This window comes from Pedobacter superstes (genome assembly GCF_037622515.1).
In the GTDB taxonomy this organism is placed as follows: domain Bacteria; phylum Bacteroidota; class Bacteroidia; order Sphingobacteriales; family Sphingobacteriaceae; genus Paradesertivirga; species Paradesertivirga superstes.
This window is the reverse complement of the sequence record NZ_JBBJCN010000005.1, coordinates 88,802-114,265: the sequence shown is the minus strand read 5'-3', so window position 1 is coordinate 114,265 and position 25,464 is coordinate 88,802. Positions and strand designations below refer to the sequence as shown.

25 protein-coding genes are annotated in these 25,464 nt (G+C 39.3%); 3 read left to right on the top strand and 22 right to left on the bottom strand.

Translation table 11 applies throughout. The features are described 5' to 3' along the window. The 5 genes from gcvT to WG906_RS14565 form a co-directional block, all read right to left on the bottom strand. A complete protein-coding gene (gcvT, locus tag WG906_RS14585) occupies positions 1–1,083 on the bottom strand; it encodes a glycine cleavage system aminomethyltransferase GcvT (RefSeq protein ID WP_339993494.1) in 1,083 nt (360 codons plus the stop codon). A 66-nt stretch (positions 1,084–1,149) separates the two neighbouring features. Next, positions 1,150–1,773 carry a ribonuclease HII gene (rnhB, locus tag WG906_RS14580; RefSeq protein ID WP_339993493.1) on the bottom strand — a complete coding sequence of 208 codons (624 nt, stop codon included), beginning with the start codon at positions 1,771–1,773 and terminating at the stop codon, positions 1,150–1,152. A 73-nt stretch (positions 1,774–1,846) separates the two neighbouring features. After that, on the bottom strand, positions 1,847–3,094 hold the full coding sequence (locus WG906_RS14575) for a PP2C family protein-serine/threonine phosphatase (RefSeq protein WP_339993492.1): 1,248 nt from the start codon (positions 3,092–3,094) through the stop codon (positions 1,847–1,849). Between the two features lie 59 nt (positions 3,095–3,153). Continuing rightward, positions 3,154–4,287 (bottom strand): glycosyltransferase family 2 protein, encoded by a 1,134-nt coding sequence (locus WG906_RS14570; protein ID WP_431844484.1) that lies wholly within the window; start codon positions 4,285–4,287, stop codon positions 3,154–3,156. After that, positions 4,268–5,242, bottom strand: coding sequence for a lysylphosphatidylglycerol synthase domain-containing protein (locus WG906_RS14565; protein WP_339993491.1), 975 nt, complete (start codon positions 5,240–5,242; stop codon positions 4,268–4,270). Before WG906_RS14565 ends, WG906_RS14570 begins: the two co-directional genes overlap by 20 nt. Positions 5,243–5,316: 74 nt before the next feature. On the opposite strand from WG906_RS14565, the gene ruvC reads away from it, so the two are divergent. Further along, positions 5,317–5,916: a crossover junction endodeoxyribonuclease RuvC gene (ruvC, locus tag WG906_RS14560; RefSeq protein WP_339993490.1), complete on the top strand. Its 600-nt coding sequence runs from the start codon at positions 5,317–5,319 to the stop codon at positions 5,914–5,916. Here ruvC and WG906_RS14555 read toward each other — a convergent pair. From WG906_RS14555 to WG906_RS14520, 8 genes are all read right to left on the bottom strand, one after another. Next, on the bottom strand, positions 5,911–6,309 hold the full coding sequence (locus WG906_RS14555; protein WP_339993489.1) for an HIT family protein: 399 nt from the start codon (positions 6,307–6,309) through the stop codon (positions 5,911–5,913). The genes ruvC and WG906_RS14555 overlap by 6 nt on opposite strands. Then, positions 6,309–6,782 carry a transcription elongation factor GreA gene (gene greA / locus WG906_RS14550; protein WP_339993487.1) on the bottom strand — a complete coding sequence of 158 codons (474 nt, stop codon included), beginning with the start codon at positions 6,780–6,782 and terminating at the stop codon, positions 6,309–6,311. The genes WG906_RS14555 and greA overlap by 1 nt, the downstream gene beginning before the upstream one ends. Positions 6,783–6,966: 184 nt before the next feature. Then, positions 6,967–7,815: an N-acetylglucosamine kinase gene (locus WG906_RS14545; protein WP_339993486.1), complete on the bottom strand. Its 849-nt coding sequence runs from the start codon at positions 7,813–7,815 to the stop codon at positions 6,967–6,969. A 2-nt stretch (positions 7,816–7,817) separates the two neighbouring features. Then, positions 7,818–8,210, bottom strand: coding sequence for a response regulator (locus WG906_RS14540; RefSeq protein WP_339993484.1), 393 nt, complete (start codon positions 8,208–8,210; stop codon positions 7,818–7,820). Positions 8,211–8,292: 82 nt separating this feature from the next. Continuing rightward, entirely contained in the window at positions 8,293–9,600 is a 1,308-nt protein-coding gene (locus WG906_RS14535; RefSeq protein WP_339993483.1) for a TolC family protein, read from the bottom strand. Positions 9,601–9,607: 7 nt separating this feature from the next. After that, the gene (locus tag WG906_RS14530; protein WP_339993482.1) at positions 9,608–12,715 is read right to left on the bottom strand and encodes an efflux RND transporter permease subunit; all 3,108 of its coding nucleotides are present in this window, start codon (positions 12,713–12,715) and stop codon (positions 9,608–9,610) included. After that, a complete protein-coding gene (locus tag WG906_RS14525; RefSeq protein WP_339993480.1) occupies positions 12,712–13,809 on the bottom strand; it encodes an efflux RND transporter periplasmic adaptor subunit in 1,098 nt (365 codons plus the stop codon). Before WG906_RS14525 ends, WG906_RS14530 begins: the two co-directional genes overlap by 4 nt. A gap of 5 nt (positions 13,810–13,814) precedes the next feature. Then, on the bottom strand, positions 13,815–14,273 hold the full coding sequence (locus WG906_RS14520; protein WP_339993479.1) for a MarR family winged helix-turn-helix transcriptional regulator: 459 nt from the start codon (positions 14,271–14,273) through the stop codon (positions 13,815–13,817). 154 nt (positions 14,274–14,427) lie between these two features. On the opposite strand from WG906_RS14520, the gene WG906_RS14515 reads away from it, so the two are divergent. Continuing rightward, complete coding sequence (locus WG906_RS14515) at positions 14,428–16,209, top strand: M61 family metallopeptidase (RefSeq protein WP_339993478.1); 1,782 nt, start codon at positions 14,428–14,430, stop codon at positions 16,207–16,209. An 89-nt stretch (positions 16,210–16,298) separates the two neighbouring features. Here WG906_RS14515 and WG906_RS14510 read toward each other — a convergent pair whose 3' ends face one another. Further along, positions 16,299–17,003: a hypothetical protein gene (locus WG906_RS14510; protein WP_339993477.1), complete on the bottom strand. Its 705-nt coding sequence runs from the start codon at positions 17,001–17,003 to the stop codon at positions 16,299–16,301. A gap of 151 nt (positions 17,004–17,154) precedes the next feature. Here WG906_RS14510 and WG906_RS14505 point away from each other — a divergent pair, with 151 nt between their 5' ends. Continuing rightward, the gene (locus WG906_RS14505) at positions 17,155–17,874 is read left to right on the top strand and encodes a LytR/AlgR family response regulator transcription factor (protein WP_339993476.1); all 720 of its coding nucleotides are present in this window, start codon (positions 17,155–17,157) and stop codon (positions 17,872–17,874) included. Positions 17,875–18,052: 178 nt separating this feature from the next. On the opposite strand, the gene WG906_RS14500 is transcribed toward WG906_RS14505, so the two are convergent. Genes WG906_RS14500 through WG906_RS14465 form a run of 8 tightly spaced genes read right to left on the bottom strand, consistent with a single transcriptional unit; the run spans position 18,053 to position 25,450 of the window. Then, complete coding sequence (locus tag WG906_RS14500) at positions 18,053–18,553, bottom strand: acyl-CoA carboxylase biotin carboxyl carrier protein subunit (RefSeq protein ID WP_339993475.1); 501 nt, start codon at positions 18,551–18,553, stop codon at positions 18,053–18,055. Position 18,554: 1 nt separating this feature from the next. Beyond that, positions 18,555–19,208, bottom strand: a complete 654-nt coding sequence (locus WG906_RS14495) for a DUF4159 domain-containing protein (RefSeq protein ID WP_339993473.1) — start codon at positions 19,206–19,208, stop codon at positions 18,555–18,557. 48 nt (positions 19,209–19,256) lie between these two features. Next, entirely contained in the window at positions 19,257–19,955 is a 699-nt protein-coding gene (locus WG906_RS14490) for a 16S rRNA (uracil(1498)-N(3))-methyltransferase (protein WP_339993471.1), read from the bottom strand. 13 nt (positions 19,956–19,968) lie between these two features. Beyond that, positions 19,969–21,294 carry a hemolysin family protein gene (locus WG906_RS14485; RefSeq protein WP_339993470.1) on the bottom strand — a complete coding sequence of 442 codons (1,326 nt, stop codon included), beginning with the start codon at positions 21,292–21,294 and terminating at the stop codon, positions 19,969–19,971. 4 nt (positions 21,295–21,298) lie between these two features. After that, a complete protein-coding gene (locus WG906_RS14480) occupies positions 21,299–21,844 on the bottom strand; it encodes an inorganic diphosphatase (protein ID WP_339993468.1) in 546 nt (181 codons plus the stop codon). Between the two features lie 43 nt (positions 21,845–21,887). Beyond that, positions 21,888–22,514: a DedA family protein gene (locus tag WG906_RS14475; protein WP_339993467.1), complete on the bottom strand. Its 627-nt coding sequence runs from the start codon at positions 22,512–22,514 to the stop codon at positions 21,888–21,890. A gap of 54 nt (positions 22,515–22,568) precedes the next feature. Continuing rightward, positions 22,569–23,954, bottom strand: a complete 1,386-nt coding sequence (locus WG906_RS14470) for an NADH-quinone oxidoreductase subunit N (protein WP_339993465.1) — start codon at positions 23,952–23,954, stop codon at positions 22,569–22,571. Positions 23,955–23,968: 14 nt separating this feature from the next. Beyond that, positions 23,969–25,450, bottom strand: coding sequence for a complex I subunit 4 family protein (locus WG906_RS14465; RefSeq protein WP_339993463.1), 1,482 nt, complete (start codon positions 25,448–25,450; stop codon positions 23,969–23,971). Between the last annotated feature and the right edge of the window lie 14 nt (positions 25,451–25,464).

Sequence of the window (25,464 nt, the reverse complement as noted above, 5' to 3'; positions counted from 1 at the left end):
TTAAACTTTAGTAAAAGGCATTTTAACAATTCTGGCTTTAACAGGATTATTTCTTATACTTATATAAATTTCATTTCCTTCCTTGGCAAAGTCAGTTTTAACATACCCCATACCAATTGCTTTCTGAAGAGTGGGAGACTGAGTGCCTGAAGTTACAATGCCAATTTCATTGCCTTCGGCATCTGTGATAGGATAATCATGACGGGGGATTCCTCTGTCAATAAGTTCGAACCCAACCAATTTTCTTGACACACCATTTTTTTTTTGAACCTCCAGCGCATCTGAATTTACGAAGCTTTTAGAAAATTTGGTGATCCAGCCCAGACCTGCTTCCAGGGGGGAAGTAGTATCGCTGATATCGTTCCCGTACAGGCAAAAGCCCATTTCTAAACGAAGTGTGTCTCTGGCAGCAAGACCAATGGGTTTAATACCAAAAGCTGCTCCTGCGTTAAAAATCGCTTCCCAAATGAACTCTGAGTGTTGCTCGTCGAAATAAATTTCAAAGCCGCCGGCACCCGTATAACCAGTTGCAGATACTAACACATTTGATATCCCTGCAAAAGTTCCTTTCTTAAAGGAATAATATTCCATGGAAGCTAAATCAATATCTGTAAGGCTCTGTAAGGCTTCCGCTGATTTAGGACCCTGTATGGCAAGCAGGGAGGTGCGACCGGAGATATCTTTCATATCTACTCCAAAGGTGTTGTATTGCGATATCCAGTTCCAGTCTTTTTCTATGTTAGAAGCATTAACTACCAACATATAGGTTTTCTCATCAATCCGGTATACCAGCAAATCATCAACTATTCCTCCACTTGTATTCGGCAAACAGGAATACTGCACCTTTCCATCCACAAGCTTTGAAGCATCGTTAGAAGTCACCATTTGAATCAGGTCAAGTGCTTTATCTCCTTTTAAAATAAACTCGCCCATGTGGCTCACATCAAATACACCAACACCTGTTCTCACGGCCTGATGCTCCACATTAATTCCTTCATATTGAACAGGCATATTAAAACCTGCAAACGGAACCATTTTGGCTCCCAATGATATATGTTTTTGTGTTAAGGCGGTATCCTTCATATTTTAAATCGAGGGCCGAAAATAATCAAATGCTCTGAGAGGGCCGGCATACCAGCGTGTTTTTAATTAAATACACTCTATCACTACTTCCGGTTCAAATAAATCTAACTGGGGATCAGTAACTCTGAATGTGCGGCGGTGATAAGGAGAAAATCCATGTTTCAGAACAGCCTCGCGATGCTTTATCGTGGGATAACCTTTATTGCTTGCCCATTCATATTCAGGATGTTCCAGTGCTATATTTTTCATGAAATCATCCCGGTAGGTTTTGGCAAGAATAGATGCCGCCGCAATAGAAAAATATTTTCCATCACCTTTTATGATGCATTCGTGAGGCACTTCTTTATATTTTTTAAAGCGGTTACCATCAATCAGGATAAAGCCAAATTGTATGGATAACATATCCAAAGCTTTATGCATCGCTAAAAAAGACGCGTTTAAAATATTTATCCGGTCTATTTCGTCATGGTCAACCCTGGCCACTGCGTAAGCAATCGCTTTCTTTTCAATCACTTTACGCAAAGCATATCTGTCATCTGCCGAGAGTTGCTTTGAATCTGTAAGCTGTTTATGTTTAAAGTTATGCGGCAATATTACGGCCGCGGCAAACACCGGACCAGCAAGACAGCCCCTTCCTGCTTCATCGCATCCAGCTTCTATAAACTCCTTCTGATAACAGGAAAACAGCATCTCCTAAGTTAAAATGTAAACAAAAATCAAAAATAGGCATTTATTGGCTAGCTGAAAGCCCGATTTTCCAACACTAAAGGATTTTTATTGTTAACAAAGTTATATCATCCGAACTCATTTTTGCCATCCGGGAGGATTGAATATCTGTCAGAATGTTTTTATTGATAACTTCTACCGGAACGTGCCTGTGCAGCTGCAGATAATGCACTAATTCTTCTTCAGAAATAAATACATCTTCATCCGGGCTTTCAATCAGGCCATCGGTATAATTAAAAATTAAAGAGTTCGGAGGCAAAGTTAAATTTCCGGTATTTACAAAGGGCAGAGTATCAAAACTGCCTAGAAGTGTTGTGCCTTCCTGCAAAAACCGAAACCCGTCGTCTGTTATCAGGATCGGAGAATTATGACCGGCGTTTACAAATTGCATGTCTCTTGTCAGCTCATTATAGCGGCCGAGGAAAAGCGTGATGAATCGTTCGCCGTGGGTATTATAAGTGACAATTTCGTTGAGCTTGGTAACCACTTTCTCCATACTGCTCTCTACAGAAGCCCAGGCGCGTAAACTGGCCTGAAGATTTGCCATAAGCAGTGCAGCAGAAATACCTTTACCAGACACATCAGCAATGCACCAAATAAACTCGTGTTCATTTAGCCTGATAAAATCAAAATAATCACCTCCTATATTCTCGTGAGGAAGATAGGTCGCAGCTATTTCAAACCGTTCGCTTTTAGGAAGCTGCAGGGGTACGAGCATACTTTGCACTTCGCTGGCCAACTCCATATCACGCTGAAAGCGTTCGCGATGTACACGCTCCTTAAATAGCTTTTTATTCTCTAAGGCAACAATTATAATATTTATCAGTGTCTGAATAAAGTTGAGCTCGTGACTAACTAATTCCGGTTTAGTATGAAAATCGCCAATAAGAACAAATGCAAGGGTATTTCTTTTGTGCCTTACGGGAACAAAAAAATCATACTCACATAAAATTTCATCGGCATGATTTGTAAGAGATATTATTGATTTAGTAAGTTCAAGTTCTTTACAAATTTGCTGCAGAACTTTGGAACTCTCATAATTACCGCCAAACCGGGAAACACAGGCAAACTGATGCTCATCTTTTATTACAAGACGCATCTTACCCACGTTAAGGTTTACCTTAAGAACAACTTCAAGCATTTCGAAAAGCACAGATGCTGCGCTATTTTTATTAATTGCTAAAGTAACTTCGAGCAAGGCATTTAATTCAGCCTGCCGCTTTAACAGCAACTGAATCAGATCGTTTTCTTCAGGCTCTTTAGAACTGCTATTAAATGCTTCCAAATTGATTGTTCAATACGTTAAAAGTAAGAATTTAACCGTTTAAGCATAAATTTTTTAATTTATTTTACGAGCCTGCCTTTCCAAATATATTTACCTGAATTTCCTGCGATGCCAATATAAATTATATAAATGGTATGTATGCAGGTTAACAGGGGTAAATATAACAATAATGATTTCCTCTTAACAAAATCTGTAACGGGCAGCAAAAATAAAAACTCCACTAAGAACTTAATTATCAATACAATAAAAAGAACATCCCAGCTACTTGGATAGAAAAAGCCAAGTACGGCGTTAAAAACAATAAGTAAATTAAATACCCAGATACTTACTCCAAGCACAACAATTTTTTTATCCTTATACCGGGTACTTTTAGATGCCCAGCGTTTTCTCTGACTAATAAAATCGCTAAGCGTAGGCTTGGCATGTGTATACACCAGGGCATCATATGACTTACAAAAGCCAATATCGTCCGGATATTTTGAAGCCACTTTGTGCAGAAATAGTTCATCATCCCCTGAAGCAAGGTCATCTATTCCCTGAAACCCTTTCAGCTCATGAAAAACATCTTTTCTGTAGGCCAGATTTGCGCCGTTACAGGTTGAAGGTTTTTTGTTTCCTATGGTAGCAGCCCCCAGGCCAATTAAGTATAAAAATTCCAGGGTTTGCAATTGCTCAAAAAAATTCTTTTCCTCATAAAATACAACGGGCGAAGAGATCAGTTTGAAATGATTGCTTTCGTAATAAGAAACAATGGTGCTTAACCATTTATTATGCATTCTGCAATCTGCATCTGTTGTAACGATGAGCTCGCCCTTAGCAACTGCTATTGCTTCAGAAATTGCTTTTTTCTTATACGAATTTAAAGCTTTATCCTCATTAAGTTTAATAAGCTTAACCCCTGAATCAGAATACCCTGAAATAATTTCTGCTGTCCGATCTGTTGAATGATCGTCGATCACTATCAGCTCTATTAGTCCCTTAGGATAAACCTGACCCAAAATATCTTCAATAGTTGTAGCTATTTTATCTTCCTCATTTCTTGCAGCTATCAGAATGCTTACAAATGTTGAAGGCAGACTTAAGCTTTCTTTTGGTAGAGAAATCCTCATCCAGCCATATCTGAAAAAAAGTACAGCCAGTGCATAAAAAATTATTAAAGTGAACGTAAGAAAGCTAAGTGCGGTGAGTGCCAAAAATATTAAGTTTAAAAACGAATACGGAGCCTAAAATAGCAGGAATAATAAGATTTACCAACCATATGGAAGCTGTTGCCGCCATAATAGCCACTTCATTGGATGTAATAAAACTGAAAAAATATGTAGCCGTCATGGCTCTTACCCCTACATCAAGCAAGTCCAGCGAAGGTAAAGCTGATTGAATAAAGAAGAGTATAAAAATCATCATAACCATTTGAAACTGCGGAATATCTGGTATTAACATGCTAATAATCAAGCAGTATTGAGATGTAAAAACCATGAACCGTAACAGACTATATGAAAAAACAACAATTAACTCCGAATACTTATACCTTGCTAATATTCTAAAAAACTTCTGAAACCGTTTTAAGAATTTAATGCTGTTAAGAATGGCCAATAAAAAACTGATATTAAAATATAACAATAGAAAAAAGAGGCAATAGAAAACTACCAAAGTAATTATTCCGTAATAGAGCCAAAAGCTCATTTCAACATAACTACCTATAAACCATAAAATAGCTATGGCTCCAAGTATATTGGTAACCACCATTTGTCCTATGGCGCCCACTCCCATTGCAATTATGCCCAACACCCGCTTTCTGGGCGCGAGAAAAAATACCCGCCCCCCATATTCACCTATCCTGTTAGGAGTAAAAACCGCCAGCGTTAGTCCGCAAAAAACTGCCTCTACCGCCTTCACTATGCTAATTCTTTGTATTGGCTTTACTAAAAACCTCCATTTAAGAGCCTCTAAAAACCAGTTTACCAACATAAGTACAAACACGAGTGAAAGTATGCTATAGACCTTATTTTTTGAAAGACCATTTAGCAGGTGCTCAAAGTTTACAAGGTTTTTATTGTTGTTTAGTTTATGGAAAATAAAAACTGCAGCCAGTACCAGAATACTAATCTTTATAATTGTATTGATAGTTTTCTTCTTACTGTTGGTCATTTATAGAATTTGTTGCAATGTTACAAAAATCCTCAGCAAACTATTAATGCGAACTGTTTAGTATTTTTGTCTGGATGCAGAAAGAAAATTCAAAGGAGCGAATCATATTGGGAATAGATCCCGGAACCTCAATAATGGGTTATGGGCTTGTTAAAGAAGTCAAAAAGAACGTTGAAATGATCAACCTTGGCATCGTAAAACTCGATCATTTAGATGATCATCCTTTAAAACTTCAGCGTATTTTCGAGAAGACTATCGCTTTGATAGATCAGTATCATCCGGATTGCCTGGCCCTTGAAGCTCCTTTCTATGGTAAGAACATCCAGGTAATGCTCAAATTAGGGAGGGCGCAGGGTGTTGCTATGGCCGCGGCTCTTTCCAGAAACATTCCGATTTTTGAATACGCTCCAAGAAAAATCAAGCAATCTATTACAGGGAATGGAAATGCCACTAAAGAGCAGGTCTCTGCAATGTTGCAAACACTGTTAAAATTCACTGAAACTCCGCAGTTTCTGGACGCCACTGATGGGCTTGCGGTAGCTGTATGTCACTCCTTTCAACGACTCGGAACAAGCGGAGAGAGCAAAAGTTATTCTGGTTGGGGTGCTTTTGTAAAGGATAATGAGAGAAGGCTGGCAGGTGCCAACCCTCTGAAAATTAAAGATAAGCTATAAGCTAATTTCCCGGGCAATCAGATCTGCTGTTTTCTTAAACTCCTCTGCCGAGAGGTTTAATTTTGGCTTCGAAAAATTTAGGTCACTCATACTCTTCATCGGAACGAGATGGATATGAGCGTGCGGAACCTCGAGCCCCATTACCGCAACACCGACACGCTGACATGGAATAGCCTTTTTAATGCCCAAAGCAACTTTCTTTGCAAATGCATGCAAACCGATGTAAACTTCATCTTCAAGATCAAAAATGTAATCTACCTCCACTTTAGGAATTACAAGTACGTGTCCCGTTACTAATGGATGTACATCTAAAAAGGCCAAGAACTCTTCGTTCTCAGCCACTTTATAAGCAGGTATCTCTCCGGCAACTATCTTAGAAAATATTGATCCCATTATCTGGAAATTTCAAGTATCTCAAATTCCATTTTACCGGCCGGAACCGCAATTTCCACTTTATCACCAACAGATTTACCCAACAGACCTTTCGCTATTGGAGATTTAACTGAGATCTTACCTGATTTTAAATCCGCTTCTGTTTCCGAAACGAGCTGATAGGTCATTGATGATCCGTTTCTAATATTTTTTATTTTAACTATAGACAGAGCTAGTACTTTTGAAGAGTCCAGTTTTGACTCATCAATTAACCTGGCATTTGCAAGTGATTCTCCAAGTTTGGAGATTTTTGCTTCATGCATACCCTGTGCTTCCTTCGCTGCGTCATACTCTGCATTTTCAGAAAGATCTCCCTTATCCCGCGCTTCTGCAATAGCTTTTGCTATCTGAGACCTGCCTTCCGTTTTTAAGTAATGCAACTCTTCTTTAAGTTTTTCAATTCCTTCTTTGGTATAATATGTTACCTCTGTCATGACTCACTAGTAGGTTTAAACTGTATAAAAAACAAACAAGACCACACCAGTATTCCTGGAATAGTCTTGCTCCGTATTATTACGAAGATATATTTAGCAAATTATAAATGCAAATTTTGTTTAATAACTCTGGTGATTAAACTGCGTTTCTAACCGGATTATTTCCTTAACAACAGAAAAAAAATCAAATCGTTTTTTTAATAATGTACTCGGTTAATTCGTTAATGGGGCTGGCAATTACTTTTCCCAGCTTAATTTTATTTCTATTGCAAACCTCCTTTACAAGGTCCTGAAAGAAAAAAGAAATAGACCCTACAAAATGACAGGGATAAGCTTGGTAATTGGCTTGCCGGAGAATGTGCATTTTGGCAAATTCTTCCAGACCCTCAAGTAAGATAGATCGTATTAATTCATTATTCCGCTGCTTATACATAAATCTGGAAAATGAAGCCAAATAGATATTGGGTGAGGGTTTCTGATAAACGTTTACAATAACGCTTTCCTTATCAATGCCATACAACTCCTCAAATGACTTTTTCAGATCATTTGGCATTAAACCATACAGGTAAGCTGTAATTATTTTCTTACCAAAATAGGCACCCGATCCTTCATCCCCCAATACAAATCCTATTCCATGCTTTCCATATTGAGTCCGCTCTCCATCAAAATAGGCAATATTTGAACCGGTACCCAGCACGCAGGTAAATCCTTTACTGGTACCGCACGTGGCATATACGGCTCCCAAAACAGCATCTTCTACATTAATAAAAGCTTTTGAAAATACCTTTGAAAGTCCATTTGATACAATTTCCCTTTTATCCGGACTCGAGCAGCCGGCACCGAAAAAATGAACTTCTTTTATTTTAGAGTTATACTCCTGAACCTCATCATAGCCTGAAAGGAGCTTGCAAATTTCCTTTTCATTAATAAAAAAAGGATTAATACCCTTGGTGCTAAACTCTACCCGTTCAGTATCGCTTATGGTTATTGTCCAATCTGCTTTTGAGGAACCGCTATCGGCTACAAGAATCATGTTTATCCAATCTCATTCAGTATTTTTTCAGTAAGAGGCTTACTGATAAATTTTGACACCAAATCGTTATCGGCAATCTGCTTCAAATCATTTGGGTCAAGAGACGAAGATAACATATAAATTTTTAAGTTGGAATTTTCTACATCGGTAATATCATTCAGATTTTCAAGAAATTGAAAACCGTCCATCTCCGGCATTCTTATATCCAAAAAGATCACGTCGGGAAATGTACCTTCATCAACACATTGATGTAAATAGGCAATTGCTTTTAAGGGAGAATCAATAACAGTAATATCATCTGCGAAATTATACGACTGCAACATTTTCCGGTTGATAAGGTTATCTACATAACTATCATCCACGAGCAACACAGATTTGTATTTAAAGTCTTCCATATATGGCATAAACCGCAGTTGGATGTTATTTTCTACGGATGGGCACTAAAAAAGTTTTATAAAACTATGAATAATATTCATATTACAAATTTATGGAACCAGAAATTTCCTTTAACGAAACTTCTGCTATTTTTGCCTGGTATCTCGAGTTATTTAAGCGAACTGCTGCGTTTAAATAATTAAGCTGTGCATCTCTGATTTCTACCTGGGTAATAGTCCCTAAACGATACCTTGTAAGGGTTATATCCAGGTTCTGACTCGCAATTTTAAGATTGTTTTCTTCGAGTTTTACCAAACTCAGATTGGTAAGATAAGTTTGATATGCACTTGCTAACTGGGCGTTTACGCTTTGGTTAATCCGCTGATAATCCAGATCCGCACTTCTTATTAGCACTTCCGAATTCTTTTCATTTCTGCGTTGCAAAAAACCATTAAAAATATTTACAGAAGCGCTCAAGCCATAGTTGAAACCACGTCCGGTCGTTTGGGTCGCAAAGCCCAGGGCTGATTCAGAACGGTTAAAATTATAGCCGCTATTTAACCCGATAACGGGATATCGGTTAGCTTTAACCTGTTTTAAATCCAATTCAGCTATTCTCTTACTTATCAGGGCGGCCCTTAAAGCTGGATTCTGTTGCATAGATAAGGTAAGAAGCTTACCGAGCACAAGACTTTCATCGATTTGAAATCCATCAGCTACGCGAAACTGTATGTTTACATCCCTTCCCATTAATTCGTTTAGTGAGATTTGCGAAGTTTTGTACAGAACCTCCTGCTGTAAATAACTGGCAGTATCGGTATTATAATCCACCTGGGCGTTCAGAATTTCTAGGCGGGCAGCTTTTCCTACTTCAAACCGGGTTTGAGCTGTTTTTACCCTTAACCTGGATATGGATACTGCCGTATCGAATGCTTTGAGCTGCTGCTGCTGTTGAACAAGATTAAAATACTGTTCCATGACATCACCCAGAGTAGTCAGAACATTCAGTTGAAGATTGGCATCGCCCAACCTTTGCAACTCTTTCAACTGGTCATACCGGGCAAACATTCTGAAACCATCAAAAATAGTCCAATTTAGTCCAACACCGTAATTCAGGCTATTTCCTCTCGCGTTATTTCTTTCTGTAACCTCGCCGGTAGACCGTGTTTGTGTACTATTTTGAATAGTATTATTATTATTCAGAGTGCCTGAAACAGCGGGGAGCATGCCCGCGTTGGCCCGGTTAACATTCCGTTCAGCTATTTCAGCATCATTTTTTGAAATAAGAATATTGTAATTATTTTCTAAAGTAATTCTTACAGCCTCTTCCAGAGTTAATATTTCCTGAGCTGATGTTGTGCCTGCATAAATCCCCAAAAGAAATAACAAGACTATATTTTTTAATTTCATAAACAACTTAATGTGCAATAACTTCTTCCTTTTCAAATTCCTTTATTCTGTCGAATTCAGGATGATGTTTACGTTCTTTAGACCACATAGAATAAATGCCGGGAATAACAAATAAGGTAAGGACTAACGAAAAAATAGTTCCTCCTACAATTACCACCCCCATTCCAATCCTGCTTTGAGAGGCAGCGCCCAGGGCCAATGCAATCGGCAAAGCACCTAATGCAATAGCCAGACTGGTCATTAAAATAGGACGAAGCCTGGCTTCCGAAGCTTCCATAATAGCCTGCATTTTGGGTTTGCCCTGTTCCCTGAGCTGATTAGCAAACTCCACAATTAAGATCCCGTTCTTCGTGACAAGACCTATCAGCATTATTGTTCCGATCTGGCTGAAAATATTCCATGTCTGTCCGAATAGCCATAATGAAAACATCGCGCCGGCTACTGCCATCGGTACTGTAAGTATGATAACCATAGGATCAATAAAGCTTTCGAACTGCGCTGCCAGAATAAGATAGATCAGCAAAAGCGCCAGCCCAAAAGCAAACGCTGTATTTGAGCTGCTTTCAACGAAATCCCGCGATTCGCCTGATAAATCTGTGGTAAATGTATCATCTAATACTTTCTCCTTGATTCTATCCATGGCTTCTATTCCATCACCAATACTTTTGCCTGGCGCTAAACCAGCCGATATCGTTGCGGAAAGATACCTGTTGTTATGATACAATTGCGGCGGACTGCTCCGCTCTTCCAGATTAACAACATTATCCAGCTGGATTAATTGTCCTGTATTACTTCTCACAAATAATGATGTCAGATCTAATGGATCGTCTCTGTCCTCACGTTCAAACTGACCTAAAACCTGATATTGCCTGCCATTCATCATAAAATACCCGAAGCGTTGTCCGCTTAATGATAACTGCAGTGTTTGAGCAATATCCAATACCGAAACACCTAAACTCTGCGCTTTCTCGCGGTTTATAGTAATGTTAATTTCAGGCTTATTGAATTTCAGATTAACATCTACCATCGAAAATGTAGGATCTTCACTTGCTACATCTAAAAACTGAGGTATTTTTTCCTGAAGCTTTTGAAAATTGGGCGCCTGAATAATATATTGTATCGGTTGTCCGCCCCGGCGATTTACTGATATGGTAGGTTGCTGCGTAACGTTCACACGTGCTTCCGAATACTTTTTAGTCACTTTCGTTAAATACTCGGCGACTTCCTTCTGGGAACGCTTCCGCTCTCCGGGCTGTTTTAGTCCTAATCGCACCATTCCGCTATTAACCGATCCGGAACCGCCAAACCCTGGCGAAGTAATAACAAGCGCGACCTGTTTTTCAGGTACAGAATCATTTAATAAAGTCGTTAATTCCTGCATAAAGCGATCAGTATATTCATAAGAAGCGCCTTCCTGCGCAGAAACCTGGAGCCGTAGCATACTCCTGTCATCCAGGGGTGCAGTTTCTTTTATAAGTTTGGTGTAGAAAAAAACGGTTATACCCAGGCACAAAAGAATAATAGGAAAACTTAGCCAGCGCTTTTTCATAAAGTTGCCTAAGGCCGATGCGTAACCCGAATTCATTTTTTGAAAATAGGGTTCACTCCAAATATAAAATTTCGACTTCCTCTGGGCTCCGCCTTTCATTAAATAGGCATTAAGCATGGGGGTTAAGGTTAACGATACAAACGCTGAAATCAATACAGCCGACCCGATAACCACCCCAAACTCTCTGAATAGCCTCCCTACAAAACCTTCAAGAAAAATTACCGGAAGAAATACCGCGGCCAGGGTAATAGAAATAGAAATAACAGCCAGAAAAATTTCGTTTGAACCTTTAATTGCAGCCTCAATCGGCGACATGCCCTCTTCTACCTTTTTATAAATATTTTCTGTAACAACAATACCATCGTCCACAACCAGGCCTGTTGCAAGTACAATGGCCAGTAAGGTCAGTACGTTTACAGAAAACCCAGCCAGGTACATAATAAAGAAGGTAGCAATTAAAGAAACCGGGATATCAATTAATGGTCTGAAAGCAATTCCCCAGTCTCGGAAGAATAAGTATATAATTAAGATTACCAGAATAAGCGCTATCAAAATTGTCTCGGCAACTTCAACAACTGATTTTTTTATAAACAGCGTGTTATCCATCGCAATGTCGAGTTGCAAGTCCTTTGGCGCTTCATTTTTTAACTTTTCGAATTCATCATAAAATTTACCAGCAATCTCCAGATAGTTTGTTCCGGGTTGAGGAATAATGGCCAAACCAATCATAGGCTGGCCCGATTCACTCATTTTAGTTTCAAGATTTTCCGGGCCCAGTTCTGCAGATCCGATATCGCTATACCTTATTATTTTATCTCCATCAGACTTAACTATAAGATTATTGAACTGTTCCTGGTTCGAGAGGTTTCCAAGAGTTTTTACAACGAGCTCAGTATTTGCCCCCGACACTTTACCGGATGGTAATTCAATATTCTGCCGGTTTAAAGCATCCCTGACATCAGATACAGTAAGCCCGTAAGAAGCTAATTTCTCAGGACTTAACCATAAGCGCATAGCAAAACGTTTCTGACCCCAGATCTGCACACTACTTACTCCGGGAATAGTCTGAAATCGTTGGGAGATAACATTTTCTGCATAATCACTTAATTCTAACTGATCCCGCGTACTGCTTCTGACGGTCATTGTAATAATAGGGTCCGAATCTGCATCCGCTTTTGAGACAACCGGAGGAGAATCTATATCTTCAGGCAAACTGCGCACTGCCTGGGAAACCTTATCCCGTACATCATTAGCAGCTTCTTCTAAATTTTTACTCAGATTAAATTCAATAGTGATATTACTGGTTCCCTGGTTACTTGAGGAGGTTATATTCCGTACTCCGTCAATAGAATTTATTGCTTTTTCGAGGGGTTCTGTAATTTGAGATTCAATAATATCCGAATTAGCACCAGAATAACTTGTTCTGACCGATACTATTGCCGGGTCGATAGAAGGAAATTCTCTGACACCCAAAAAGGTATAACCGATTATTCCAAAAAGGATGAGCATCAGGTTAATTACAATAGTAAAAACCGGCCGTCTTATACTTGTGGTTGATAAACTCATAGCTTCACGCTTTTTCTGTTTCCTGTTTTCACCTTCACCTTGTTTCCTTCTTTCATTGTCATAATTCCGGTAGTTAACACGGTATCCCCTGCTTTTAACCCTGAAGTCACTAAAATATCTTTCTCGGTACGGGTAGATGTCTGAACCATGACTTCTTTTGCTTTACCACTGTCGGTTACAAAAACCTTTTTTCCATCCTGAACAGGAATGATAGCTTCGGTAGGAACCAAAATAGCATTTTCAATAGTTGTGAGGGGTAATGAAATATTGGCAAATGACCCGGGAATAAGTAATCCTGAGGGATTATCTGCCCTGGCTCTTAACTGTAATGTCCGTGTTGCTGCTTCTATCCTGGGTTCAATTGCATATACCCGGGCAGTGTAAACCTGCGTAGAACCCGCTACCGTAAAATTAATGGCTGTTCCTGCCGTTACTTGTCGTGAATATTTCTCCGGAACTGAAAAAGTAATCTTAACCGGATTAATACTTACCAAATTAGTTATCGGCATAGCAGGAGTTACATACTCACCCACAGAAACAGCCCGGAGTCCTATCCGGCCACTAAAGGGTGCGCTGATCACAGTTTTAGCTATTTGGGCACGAATCAGCTGGGTCTGGGCTCTGGACGTACGAAAATCTGCCGAAGCAATATCATACTCTTCCCGACTGATTGCTTCCTTCTGCAATAATAAACGGGCCCTTCTTTCATTTTCCGACGATAGATTCTGCTTTGTATTTGCCTGGGCCAATTGCGCCCTTAGCTCAGAGTCGTCTATTTTAACCAGTGCCTGCCCCCTTCTGATATTACTTCCTTCGTTAAAATAAATCCCTTTAATAATACCGGAAACCTCACTTATTATACGAACTTCTTCATTTGCGTCAATAGAACCGGTTACCGTTAGTGAATTGGCAAAATTTACGGGCATCACAACTATACCATTTACGCTCATAGGTCTTTGCTCGGACCCACCCGGCCCTCCCTTCTTGCCACCTCCGCCTTGTCCGGCCACTTCCTTATTTTTGGAAATGCGGTATACAATCAGAGATCCGAAGCAGATAATAAGTACCGCGTAAATAATATGTTTAAGTTTCATTTTCTTTATTTCTTGTAATTTATAATGATCTCACTTGGTATACCCCCGGACAAATTACTGTTAATCTGCACCAGTACCTCAGAAAATATTTCAATTTGACCTTCAGATAAATTTTCCATTGATTTCTTGTTTAAACCCGCTATAACCTGTTCAATCTCAGGAACCACAGCTCTCGCTTTCTCGGTTAATTTAATCAAATGCTGCCGCCTGTCTTTTAAGTTTGTTTCCCGTACCACGTATCCCTTATCTGCCAGATAGTCGATAATATTCACCATGTACGATTTGTCCACTTCCAATAATTCACTTAACGCCTTTTGAGTTAATTTTTCGTCATGTAAATTAATCAGAACAAGAACATACTGATATCTGTCTATACCTACTCCTTCTGTTTGTTGCGAAAAGATGCTTAAATACTTTTTCGTTACCGAAACCAGAAGATGTGCCAATGGCTGTTTAATACTCATAACCTTTACAAAGGTAAGTTGGCTAAATAGTATTAGTTGAAAGTACCAACTATTTTACAGATCTGAAATAAGTTGTGGTTGGCTATACAAAATTTTTGATTAAAATTGAATAATGAAGAAGGCTCTGATTTACCCCCTTATTTATATTTTATTTATGGCACTTAACACGGAAGAAAGTTTTGCTCAATCCGAAATAGCTTACCAAATTTCTTTTCCCGAAGCTCAGGCACATTATGTTGATATTGAAATGAACATTAAAGAGAGTAAAGGCAATTACCTTGACGTAAAAATGCCTGTCTGGACACCAGGGTCATACATGGTGAGAGAGTTTGCAAAAAATGTAGAAGGCTTTTCTGCAAGAAATTCTTCCAATTCCATCTTATCGGCAGCTAAAATCGACAAAAACACATGGCGTATTTCAGATACGCGGAACCAAAACATCAGCATTCGTTACCGGGTATATGCTTTTGAGCTTTCAGTACGGACCAGTTTTGTGGATGCGTCGCATGCATTTTTATCACCAAGCGGACTATTAATGTATCCTGAAGGAATGCTTAAATCTCCTTCAACAATTGTTATTAAACCTTATAAAAACTGGAACAAAATATCAACTGGATTAGATCCTGTAAAAGGAAAAAATCAAACCTTCTATGCTCCCGATTATGATATTCTATACGATTCACCATTAGAGGTAGGTACTCACGATACCTTTGAATTCGAAGCTGCGGGTGTAAAACACGAAGTTGCCATGTATGGCGGTGGGAATTATAATAAAACTGAATTAGCTGAAGACATGACTAAAATCATTGAAGCTGAAACTGATATATTCAAAGAAAACCCTAATAAACGGTATGTTTTTATTGTTCATAATACATCTGCCGGTGGCGGAGGTTTAGAGCATCTTAATTCCACTGTTCTTGGGGCAATACGACTTGGATATGCAGAGGAGGACAGCTACAAAAGCTTTTTAGGCTTGGTGGCTCACGAATACTTCCACTTATGGAACGTAAAGAGATTACGCCCAGAGGCTTTAGGACCATTTAATTACAGCAATGAAAATTACACCCGTAATTTATGGATTGCCGAAGGCTTTACAGCATATTATGATAATTTAATGCTGCGCCGCACCGGAATATATTCTCCGGAAAAATACATCAGCACACTTACAACTGATATAAATACGGTAGAAAATCAGGCTGGAAACAGAATTCAGCCAGTAAGTGAAGCCAGCTTTGATGCATGGATAAAATATTACCGGCCGAACGAAAACTCCAGGAACAGCACTATTTCTTATTATGATAAAGGGGCCTTGATCGGAATGATCTTAGACCTGGAAATTCTTGGTTCAACCAAGGGTCAAAAGCGGCTTGATGATGTAATGAAAGCCATGTATGATGAATTTTATAAAAATCAGAAACGAGGATACACCGATGCGGAATTTAAAGCCATGGCCGAAAAAATAGCGGGTAAATCTCTTGATGAAATTTATACTAAATATATTAATGGCACTGAGCCCATAAGTTTCAATTCTTACCTGGGTCATGCGGGTTTGTATCTGGTTAACGATTATGCCGGAAAACCAAACCCATCACTTGGAATAGCTACGGCAGTAAGAGATGGGAAGGTAGTAATTACAGCGGTACAAAGAGGAAGCGCTGCCTGGAACGATGGCCTTAACGTAAATGATGAATTAATTGCCATTGATGATTACCGGATTACCGGAGTTGCAGACAGTAAAGGAATCACCGACTTAGCTAAACATATCGCTGTGAAAAAAACAGGCGATAAACTTACAGCAATCATTTCAAGAGATGGAATTATTCGGACTATTGAGGTGACTATTACTCAGGCAACTTCAGGCAAATACCGTATTGAAATAGATAAAAGCGCGACAACAGAACAATTAGCCATACGAAAGAAATGGTTGAGTTTATAAAATCAGCCATTAAGACGCCAGGGGCACAGAGAAAAATACCAATCAAAATCTTTGTACCTCCGTGCGTTTGTGAAGGAATTACTCAGCCTCTACTTTTGAACATAAATACCTCCTTTTCTTACAATCTTCCTTCCAGATGATTCAATTATTTTTTCAGGAGGCTGGCTCCAGCTTGCATTGCTGTCATGCGTAAATTTGGTTATTACCGCATGGTTATTTATATCGGTTAAAGTTGCATCAAAAAACATATTATAAGTTTTTGCACTGTTATTTACCGAGGTATTTGTACCATTCCCTCTGTTTAAGATATTCCCCAGCACTGTAGTCGCTACCCCGATGCCAAAAGCGGCAGCATCAGACATGATCCGGTTCTTCTTCACCCTAACCTTCAACACCATATCTGCTCCCACTAATTTACCCAAACTATCTGGATTCATAGTCCATGACTTGCGGGTGTCAATTCCTTTCTCCCTCAGTTTACTATTCACCTGGTCGACATTCATTAACTCAACATACTTTTTCTTTTTCCTGTTCGGTTTAGATTTAAACAGGTATTGATTATATATCTCCTGCTGAATAAGTATACTTTCAGACTCCTCAGTCTGCTGCTTTTTCGCTTCACTAAAATCTGCAGGCATACGTCCTGTTAATTCCACCTCAGCCGGAAGTATGGCAACCCTCTTTCCTTCCACGCCTGCCTGGTTTAAATAAGCCGAATTATTATATACTTCAGACGAACATGCCTGCAGTAAAACAGCTGTTACCACTAAGGCACTTAATGCAAATCTTTTCATGCTATGATAGTTTTAGGTTTGTGTGTATTATATAGACGGATGCAGGCAGGAAAAAGTTACAGTCCAGTATCTTTTTGGAAAAATGCGCTATAAATCAATATCTTCGCTACCAGACAAATCCTGGCTTATAGCGGGATAGACACTTTATAAAATGATACGCTGCCTTGTTGTAGATGACGAACCTTTAGCTCTTGATATCCTTACAGATTATATAGAAAAGGTACCTTTTTTAAAACTCGTAACAGCAACGACAAGTGCTTTTGAGGCCCTGGCCATAGTACAAAAAGATGAGGTGGATCTGATCTTCCTGGATGTGCAGATGCCAGAATTAACAGGCATACAATTTCTCAAAATCATTAACGGTAAATGTAATGTGATACTCACCACAGCCTATTCACAGTATGCCCTTGATGGATATGAACTGGATGTTGCCGACTATTTACTTAAACCCATTGCGTTCGACAGATTTTATAAATCAGTAGTAAAAGTTCAGAATGCAATTCAACAGCTTACTCCTCCCGCAAATAACAGCAAGAATCTTGACAGCGGTCCAAATGCTTTTATTTTTGTAAAAACCGAACATCGGATACAAAAAATATATCTTGACGATGTTCTTTACATTGAGGGACTAAAAGATTATATCTCCATTTTCACAAAAACGGAACGTGTCATCACGCTTCAGCATATGAAAAAAATGGAAGAAAACCTACCTGCAGGCAGATTTATCAGGGTTCACAAATCTTATATCATATCCATTGATAAAATTGAGAGTATCGAACGAAGCAGGATTCAAATTGGCGACAAAACCATCCCCATCGGAGATACCTACCGGGACAATTTCTTTAAGGTGATTGAAGATAAAAATATATAAAGCTGAGTTCGATTGTAATTATGGCGTTTGCAAGGGAGCGGTGGGCTTTCTCGCCCTCTGGGAGAGATGCCGAAGGCAGAGAGGGATGCCACTATGCTAACTATCGCCTCACCTGCTCTCCTGTTTAATGAAAACTCCCTCAGAGCGAGGCCAAACATTCAAGTTTTAAAGTTAAATTTCACTCAAAACCCATTATCACCTGGCTCTTTTCAAGCTTATCACCAATCATTACTTTGATCTCTTTCACAATACCATCGGAAGGAGATTTCATTATATTCTCCATCTTCATAGCCTCTAAAATAACCAGGTTATCACCTTTGGCAATTTTATCACCCTCTTTAACCAGTATATTTAATACCATCCCCGGCATTGGAGCCTTCAGTTCTTTAATATGGTTTGACACCGCCTTATCAAACCCCAGCTTATGAAGCAGTTCATCATACTGATCCGAAATTTCCACCAGGTATTCTTTGGAATTGACTTTTAGTACAAGTATTTTTTCTGCCGCCCGATGCTCAATAAGCTCTATCTGGTAAGATTTATTTTCATAAAGTATATGGCTTAGAGTGCTGCTGTTAAGCTTGTGATCTATCTGAACATTTTCTCCATCATAAGTTAAAGCACCATTATCGCTGCTAAAAGCGAACAGATACCTTCCATTTACCTTTACTTTATACATATTATTGTGTTAGAGCATACTGAACAAGATTAGAGCCCATTTTCAGAGCTTTTTCCCTGGTTTCCGGACTATCTTCATAAGTGCCTGCATCTTCCCATCCGTTACCAAGATCCGTTTCATAGGTATAATAACAAACAACCCGCCCCTTGTATACCAGCCCCAGTCCCTGCGGACGTTTTCCATCGTGTTCGTGTATCTTGGGAAGCCCGGCCGGAAATTTAAACTTCTGCTGATAAAGCGGATGGTTGGTAGGCAATTCTATAAAACTCAATTCAGGAAATACTTTTTTCATCTGCGGACGAATAAATTTGTCCATGCCGTAATTATCATCGATATGAAGAAATCCACCGGCCATTAAATATTTCCGAAGATTTTCAGCCTCCTGATCGGAAAACACCACGTTGCCGTGACCTGTCATATAAACAAAAGGATAATTGAATAAATCTGTACTGCCCACTTCAACAATTGATTCTTCCGGCTCAAAGTTCGTACCTGTATTTTTATTGCAGAATTCAATAAGATTAACCAGCGCGCTCCGGTTAGCATACCAATCCCCTCCTCCGTTATATTTTAGTTTCCCTAGCCTGTAAGAAGGGGGTTTCAGACCACTCAGGATAACAAGCAAAATCAACGCAGGGAGAAGCAGCCTTTTCATAGATTACATTTATTTTATTGGTTACCTGCAAAAGCTCTTAATGAGGCTTTAGCGGTTCAAAAAGTTTATTTCAAAACAGGCCTGAAGAGCGGCGGTTTCTGTTCTTAGGCGGCTGTTTCCTAAAGTTACTGGAATATATCCTGAATCAATAGCATTTTCTACCTCGGAGGTAGAAAAATCTCCTTCCGGACCAATTAAAATAGTGTAATTGCCATGAAGCGTTATCCTGTCACTTAAAGAACTTTTCTCACTGTCTATGCAATGAGCAATGAATTTTTCTGCTGCGGGTTTGCTTATAAAATCTTTGAACCGGCACGGTTCGTTAAGCCTGGGATGATAAGCTTTGAGCGATTGCTTTACGGCCGAGGTTATGATCTTATTCAGACGTTCGGTTTTTACTTCCTTTCTTTCAGAGCGATCGCAAATAATTGGGGTGATTTCATCAATCCCGATCTCGGTAGCTTTTTCAAGAAACCACTCAAAACGATCTATGTTCTTTGTTGGCGCTACCGCGATATGAAGATAATGGTTACGTCTGGAATATTCCTGATGATGCTCCAGGATTTTTAAACTGGTATGCTTAGGATGAGAGTTAACAATTTCAGCTAAATAAAAGCCTCCTCTCCCGTCGATAAGGTTTACCTTGTCGCCTTGCTCAAGTCGAAGCACCTTGGAACAGTGCCGGCTTTCTTCTTCATTAAGCTCATAACTGTCCCCGGAAATATCTGGTGTATAAAACAGGTGCATAGTTCACCTTTATTTAATGTATATCAACAACATCCTCAGGATTAATGACCAGTTCCATCTTTACTGATTCAACGTTTTGTTCAGATTTCTTTAATACCGTTACATTGTAACCGTAAAACTCTTTGCTTTCGCCAACTTCGGGAATTTTGCCGAATAAGGCACCCACCAGACCACCAACCGTATCATAATCTTCATCTTCAGGCAAATCGTGGGGAAGATATTCGTTTACATCATAAATTGTAGCGGAGGCATTTACTATAAATTCGCCGTCAGAAACTTTATCGACAATCGGCTTTTCTTCATCATACTCATCCTGAATCTCCCCTACAAGCTCTTCAACAATATCTTCTAATGTAACCATACCGGCAGTGCCGCCAAATTCATCCAAAACAATTGCAATCTGAATTCTGCGAAGCTGAAACTCAGCCAGAAGATCATTGATTTTCTTAGTTTCTGGGATCAGATAAGGTTTCCGGATGATATCCTTTAAAATAAGCTCCTTTTTTTGCGCCAATAGCGGAAGGATATCTTTGGCATGGATCACACCAATAATTTTGTCAATAGTTTCCTCGTATATGGGCATACGCGAATAGCCCTCTTTTACCAGGGTATCAATCAGCTCATCTACCGGTGTGTTTTGTTCGATTCCCGATATTTTAGTACGGGGTACCATGATATGCTTCACCACCCGCTCATTAAAATCGAACACATTTTTTATAAGCTCATGCTCATTTAAATTCAGGGCGCCGCTTTCTTTCCCCTGTTCAAGCAGATATTGCAGCTCTTCGGACGTATGCGCTGATTCATGAGAGCCGATAGCATTGATACCAAATATTTTTAGAAGAGCATTGGCAAAGCCATTAAGCAATATAATGAAAGGTCTGAAAACAAGGTAAAAGATATGAAGAGGAAAAGCAATAGCCATAGTAACTCCTATAGGCTGCTGTATTGCAATAGATTTAGGCGCCAGTTCTCCAAATACAATATGCATAATGGTAATTACCGAGAATGCGATTATCGGAGATGCTGTATTGGCCATCGAATCGATAAACGCTGGTTCGGCATGGAAAAAAGTAAGCACATTGGTAATAATATGTTCCATTACCGATTCACCAACCCAACCTAAGCCTAAAGAGGCTAAAGTAATACCCAGTTGTGTAGCGGCAAGATACCCGTCTAAACGCTGTGTAATGTGTTTGGCAATTTTAGCAACACGGCTTCCCGATTTCGCTTTAATTTCGATCTGGGATGCTCGGACCTTTACAATAGCGAATTCTGCTGCTACGAAAAATCCGTTCAGGAAAACCAGGAAGAAAGTCCAAAATATCTGGAGGCCCATTCTTTTAAATAAGGTTTACAAATGTGCTCTTATAAAGCTCCAGGCTTTCTTCGATCACTTTATAGGCATACTCCTTACCCAGAAGATCCTCAATGGATACGTTTTTATGCTCCAGAGCTTTATAATCTTGGAAAAAACGTACAATTTCTTTCATCGCATGCGGAGGGAGCTCGGTTAAATCGTCGATATAATTAACAGACATATCGTTTTTAGCTACTGCGATTATCTTATCGTCCTGTTCGCCATTATCCACCATATGCATTACTCCGATTACCTTTGCTTCGATAATTGACATAGGATACACATCTGCCGAACACAGAACTAAAATATCCAATGGATCATGATCATCGCAATATGTTTGAGGAATAAATCCGTAATTCGCAGGATACATTACAGATGAAAACAGAATTCTGTCGAGCCGTAAAAGTCCCGACTCTTTATCTATCTCATATTTTGCTTTTGAGCCTTTAGGGATCTCGATAATGGCATTAACTAGGTTTGGAATATCTTCACCGGGTGAAACGCAATGCCAGGGGTGGTCTTTACTCATATGTAATCTATATTTTCGTTCAACTAAACTATTGATATTTTGTTTAGGGTAATTTTCTTTTTAAGTATGTCCATATTAAAGGAATCGCTGTAACTGCGATGAAACCCATTATAATATAGAATAAGTATTCATTAACCTCATCTGCAAATTTAATCCCCAGGAAATATCCAAGGAGTGTTAAGGATGATATCCAGAGTAAAGCTCCGGATACGTTATAGAAGGCAAACTTCTTATGATCAAGGCCGATCATACCAGCGATGATAGGGGCAAACGTTCTTACTATCGGAATAAATCTACCCATAATTAAGGCAAAGGCGCCCTGTTTATTATAATAGGCCTCTGCCGCTGCCAGATATTTCTGTTTAAAAAAAAACGAATCTTTACGTTTGTACAAAGCAGGACCCGTTTTCATCCCGAACCAGTAACCCACAAAATTTCCTGAAATAGCTGCAGCAATCAAACCTGCTATCAATAAATAAATGCTGACATCAAGCTTATTTGTTGCTACAAACATCCCTGCCAGGAATAACAAATAATCGCCTGGAAGGAAGAATCCAAAAAAAAGTCCGGTTTCTGCAAATACCACGAAAAGAAGGAGATAAAATCCGCCTTCCCTCAGTAAAGTCTCCGGATGCATAAGATGTTGGATTGAATCCCAGATTTCGTACATATTTGAATACCCGTAAATCTACGATTATTAAAATAAATTTTAATTTTTTAATAATCAGATCAGATCGGAAATAAAACCAGGATAAATCCCTAAAATTAAGGTAGCAAGGGTAGATATAATTAAGACAACTTTAAAGTAGGCAGGAACCAGTAATTCGTTGCGTTCGGCGTCCTTAAAATACATGGCAACAACCACACGCAGATAATAGAATATACCAACTATTGCATTAAGCACGGCGAAGACAACCAGATATGTATGATACTTAGACAATACACCGGTGAACATCATAAACTTACCGATAAAGCCGGCAGTGAGAGGGATACCTGCTAGTGAAAGCATCGCCACAGTCAGGGTAATCGCCAATAAAGGATTCTTTTTCGCAAGACCATTAAAGCTGTCGAAACTATCGTTACCCACCTGACGCTGAACCACCATTAAGGCTGCGAATGCAATTATGGAAGCTATGGTATAAGCTGCCGCATATACAAAAACTGCATTATCGGATGAACTATTGATTGCTATTAAAGCAAACAACATATAACCAACATGAGAGATACTTGAAAATGCCAGCATCCTTTTAAAATGCTGCTGATACACAGCTGTAACATTTCCTATCAGCAATGATAAAGAAGCCAGTACAACTAAAACCGGTGTCCAGAAATCCTGTAATGGAGCCATACACATATAGAACAGTCTTAGAAAAGCCGCAAAAACCGCTGTTTTTACAACAGTGCTCATAAATGCCGTGATAAGCGTAGGAGCGCCTTCATACACATCAGGAGTCCAGAAATGAAAAGGAGCCGCCCCGGCTTTAAAACACAAGCCAACTATAGTGAGAAGTATACCGGCATAAAATATCGGGGATATCTCTGAATTCGAGGAAGCTACATATTGTCTGATTTCTGATAAATCAAACGACCCTGAGGCCCCGTATAACAGGGTAATACCGAACAACAGAAATCCTGTTGAAAAGGCACCCATGAGAAAGTATTTCAAAGCTGCCTCATTCGAAGCGAAATCACGCTTTTTTATCCCGGTAAGGATATATAAACTCACCGACATAATCTCTATACCAATAAACAGCATGGATAAATTGTGGTAAGAAACGATGATAATGATTCCAACAAGCGAAAAAAGAATGATGGTATAATACTCCGCCACATTACTGCTGATACGCTCAAAATAATCCTTAGAAAGGAGTAAAATTAATATAGTTGAGGCAATAGCAATTGCTGAAAAAGCAACGGCAAAGTTATTAAACAACAGCATACCATTAAAAATTGTACGCACATTGTTGGCCCAATCCCAGTGGTTAACGGTTAGTCCGAGTGACACAACCAATCCCACGATTGAAACAGGTAAAAGAGCCTTACCTGCTTTGAACAGTCCAAGGTATAAAACCAGTATGGCTAAAAGAGATATCGTTATTATTACATCCATGTTTTCGTCACTGTCTAATGTATATATGGATTTATTCCTGCGATGCGATTATTAACAAACTCAATCAATGTTTTCACAGAAGCATCGGAAATGTCTAATAATGGCTGAGGGTAAACACCAATAAAAATTACCAGAGCACAAACTATAAACAAAACAACTTTTTCGGTGCCATCAATTTCTGCGAAATTAATAGTATTGTCGTTTGTTCCGCCAAGCATAATTCGCTGGTACATTCTGAGCATATATACAGCACCGAAAATTATTGTAAGACCGGATATTGCTGCTGCCCAGATATTGTATTTATAAACTCCTAACAGGAGTAAAAATTCCCCGATAAACCCATTGGTAAGCGGAAGGGCTACTGTACCCAGTAAAATAATCAGGAAAGCGATAGCGAACTGGGGCGCCACTTTGGCAATGCCTCCCATGCTGCTTATTTCCCGTGTATTTAATCTCCTGATGATGATATCCAGCACAAAGAACAATCCGAAAACATTGATACCGTGGCTGATCATTTGGATCATAGCTCCCTGAACTCCCTGAGGGTTCCACGCAAATATTCCTGCGGATATTAAACCCACGTGGGCAATAGAGGAATAAGCCACCAAACGCTTGGCATCTTTCTGTGTGAAGGCAATTAAAGAAGCATAAACGATACCAATTATAGATAATATTAAAGCGGTTTGTCCCCACTCCACAAACCCCAAAGGCGCAACCGGAATTAACCAGCGAATAACTCCGTAAATACCCATCTTAAGCATGATCCCCGATAACAGCATAGTCCCAGTAGTAGGAGCTTCGGTATACGTATCAGGCTGCCAGGTATGAAAAGGAAAAACAGGCATTTTAATTGCGAAAGCAAGAAAGAATGCCCAAAATACCCATCCTTGCGTATGGGCATCGAGATTCAGATTATAAAATGCATCGATACTGAAGCTTTTATAAGGAGTGTTCAGGTACATAAAAATAATGCCTAAAAGCATTATTAAACTACCGCCAATGGTATAGATGAAAAACTTAAGATTAACCTTAATACGATTCTCTCCTCCCCATATGGCACAGATAAAGTATATCGGGATCAAAGCAGCTTCCCAGCCTATGTAAAACAAGAATGCATCCAGAGCAGTAAAAACCAGTAATAAACCACTTTGCATAAAGAGAATCAGCCCGTAAAAAGCACCGCTATTTTTATAATGATGTTTAAAGCTGGAGAGAATAATAAGTGGGATTAAGCCATTTGTCAGCAAGACCATCATCATGCTGATTCCATCGATACCCGCTCTAAAGCGAATGCCGTAAGTGCTTAACCATGGGTAATCAACAGCAAACTGAAATCTGGAGGAGTGTTGGTTAAAAGCAATAAGAAGATAAACTGTTAAGCCTAATGACAGCAATGACCATATTAATGCCAGCGTTCTTGCCTGTTGTGATTTACCAAGCAGGGATGTAAGCACTGCACCGAGTATGGGTAAAAATATAAGCAGTAAAATTTCCATCTATATGTTCTTAT

Coding starts and splice junctions, on each gene's coding strand:
- gcvT (WP_339993494.1), bottom strand. CDS start 1,083: ATGAAGGATACCGCCTTAACACAAAAACATATATCATTGGGAGCCAAA.
- rnhB (WP_339993493.1), bottom strand. CDS start 1,773: ATGCTGTTTTCCTGTTATCAGAAGGAGTTTATAGAAGCTGGATGCGAT.
- WG906_RS14565 (WP_339993491.1), bottom strand. CDS start 5,242: ATGACCAACAGTAAGAAGAAAACTATCAATACAATTATAAAGATTAGT.
- ruvC (WP_339993490.1), top strand. CDS start 5,317: ATGCAGAAAGAAAATTCAAAGGAGCGAATCATATTGGGAATAGATCCC.
- WG906_RS14555 (WP_339993489.1), bottom strand. CDS start 6,309: ATGGGATCAATATTTTCTAAGATAGTTGCCGGAGAGATACCTGCTTAT.
- greA (WP_339993487.1), bottom strand. CDS start 6,782: ATGACAGAGGTAACATATTATACCAAAGAAGGAATTGAAAAACTTAAA.
- WG906_RS14545 (WP_339993486.1), bottom strand. CDS start 7,815: ATGATTCTTGTAGCCGATAGCGGTTCCTCAAAAGCAGATTGGACAATA.
- WG906_RS14540 (WP_339993484.1), bottom strand. CDS start 8,210: ATGGAAGACTTTAAATACAAATCTGTGTTGCTCGTGGATGATAGTTAT.
- WG906_RS14535 (WP_339993483.1), bottom strand. CDS start 9,600: ATGAAATTAAAAAATATAGTCTTGTTATTTCTTTTGGGGATTTATGCA.
- WG906_RS14530 (WP_339993482.1), bottom strand. CDS start 12,715: ATGAGTTTATCAACCACAAGTATAAGACGGCCGGTTTTTACTATTGTA.
- WG906_RS14525 (WP_339993480.1), bottom strand. CDS start 13,809: ATGAAACTTAAACATATTATTTACGCGGTACTTATTATCTGCTTCGGA.
- WG906_RS14520 (WP_339993479.1), bottom strand. CDS start 14,273: ATGAGTATTAAACAGCCATTGGCACATCTTCTGGTTTCGGTAACGAAA.
- WG906_RS14515 (WP_339993478.1), top strand. CDS start 14,428: ATGGCACTTAACACGGAAGAAAGTTTTGCTCAATCCGAAATAGCTTAC.
- WG906_RS14510 (WP_339993477.1), bottom strand. CDS start 17,003: ATGAAAAGATTTGCATTAAGTGCCTTAGTGGTAACAGCTGTTTTACTG.
- WG906_RS14505 (WP_339993476.1), top strand. CDS start 17,155: ATGATACGCTGCCTTGTTGTAGATGACGAACCTTTAGCTCTTGATATC.
- WG906_RS14500 (WP_339993475.1), bottom strand. CDS start 18,553: ATGTATAAAGTAAAGGTAAATGGAAGGTATCTGTTCGCTTTTAGCAGC.
- WG906_RS14495 (WP_339993473.1), bottom strand. CDS start 19,208: ATGAAAAGGCTGCTTCTCCCTGCGTTGATTTTGCTTGTTATCCTGAGT.
- WG906_RS14490 (WP_339993471.1), bottom strand. CDS start 19,955: ATGCACCTGTTTTATACACCAGATATTTCCGGGGACAGTTATGAGCTT.
- WG906_RS14485 (WP_339993470.1), bottom strand. CDS start 21,294: ATGGGCCTCCAGATATTTTGGACTTTCTTCCTGGTTTTCCTGAACGGA.
- WG906_RS14480 (WP_339993468.1), bottom strand. CDS start 21,844: ATGAGTAAAGACCACCCCTGGCATTGCGTTTCACCCGGTGAAGATATT.
- WG906_RS14475 (WP_339993467.1), bottom strand. CDS start 22,514: ATGTACGAAATCTGGGATTCAATCCAACATCTTATGCATCCGGAGACT.
- WG906_RS14470 (WP_339993465.1), bottom strand. CDS start 23,954: ATGGATGTAATAATAACGATATCTCTTTTAGCCATACTGGTTTTATAC.
- WG906_RS14465 (WP_339993463.1), bottom strand. CDS start 25,450: ATGGAAATTTTACTGCTTATATTTTTACCCATACTCGGTGCAGTGCTT.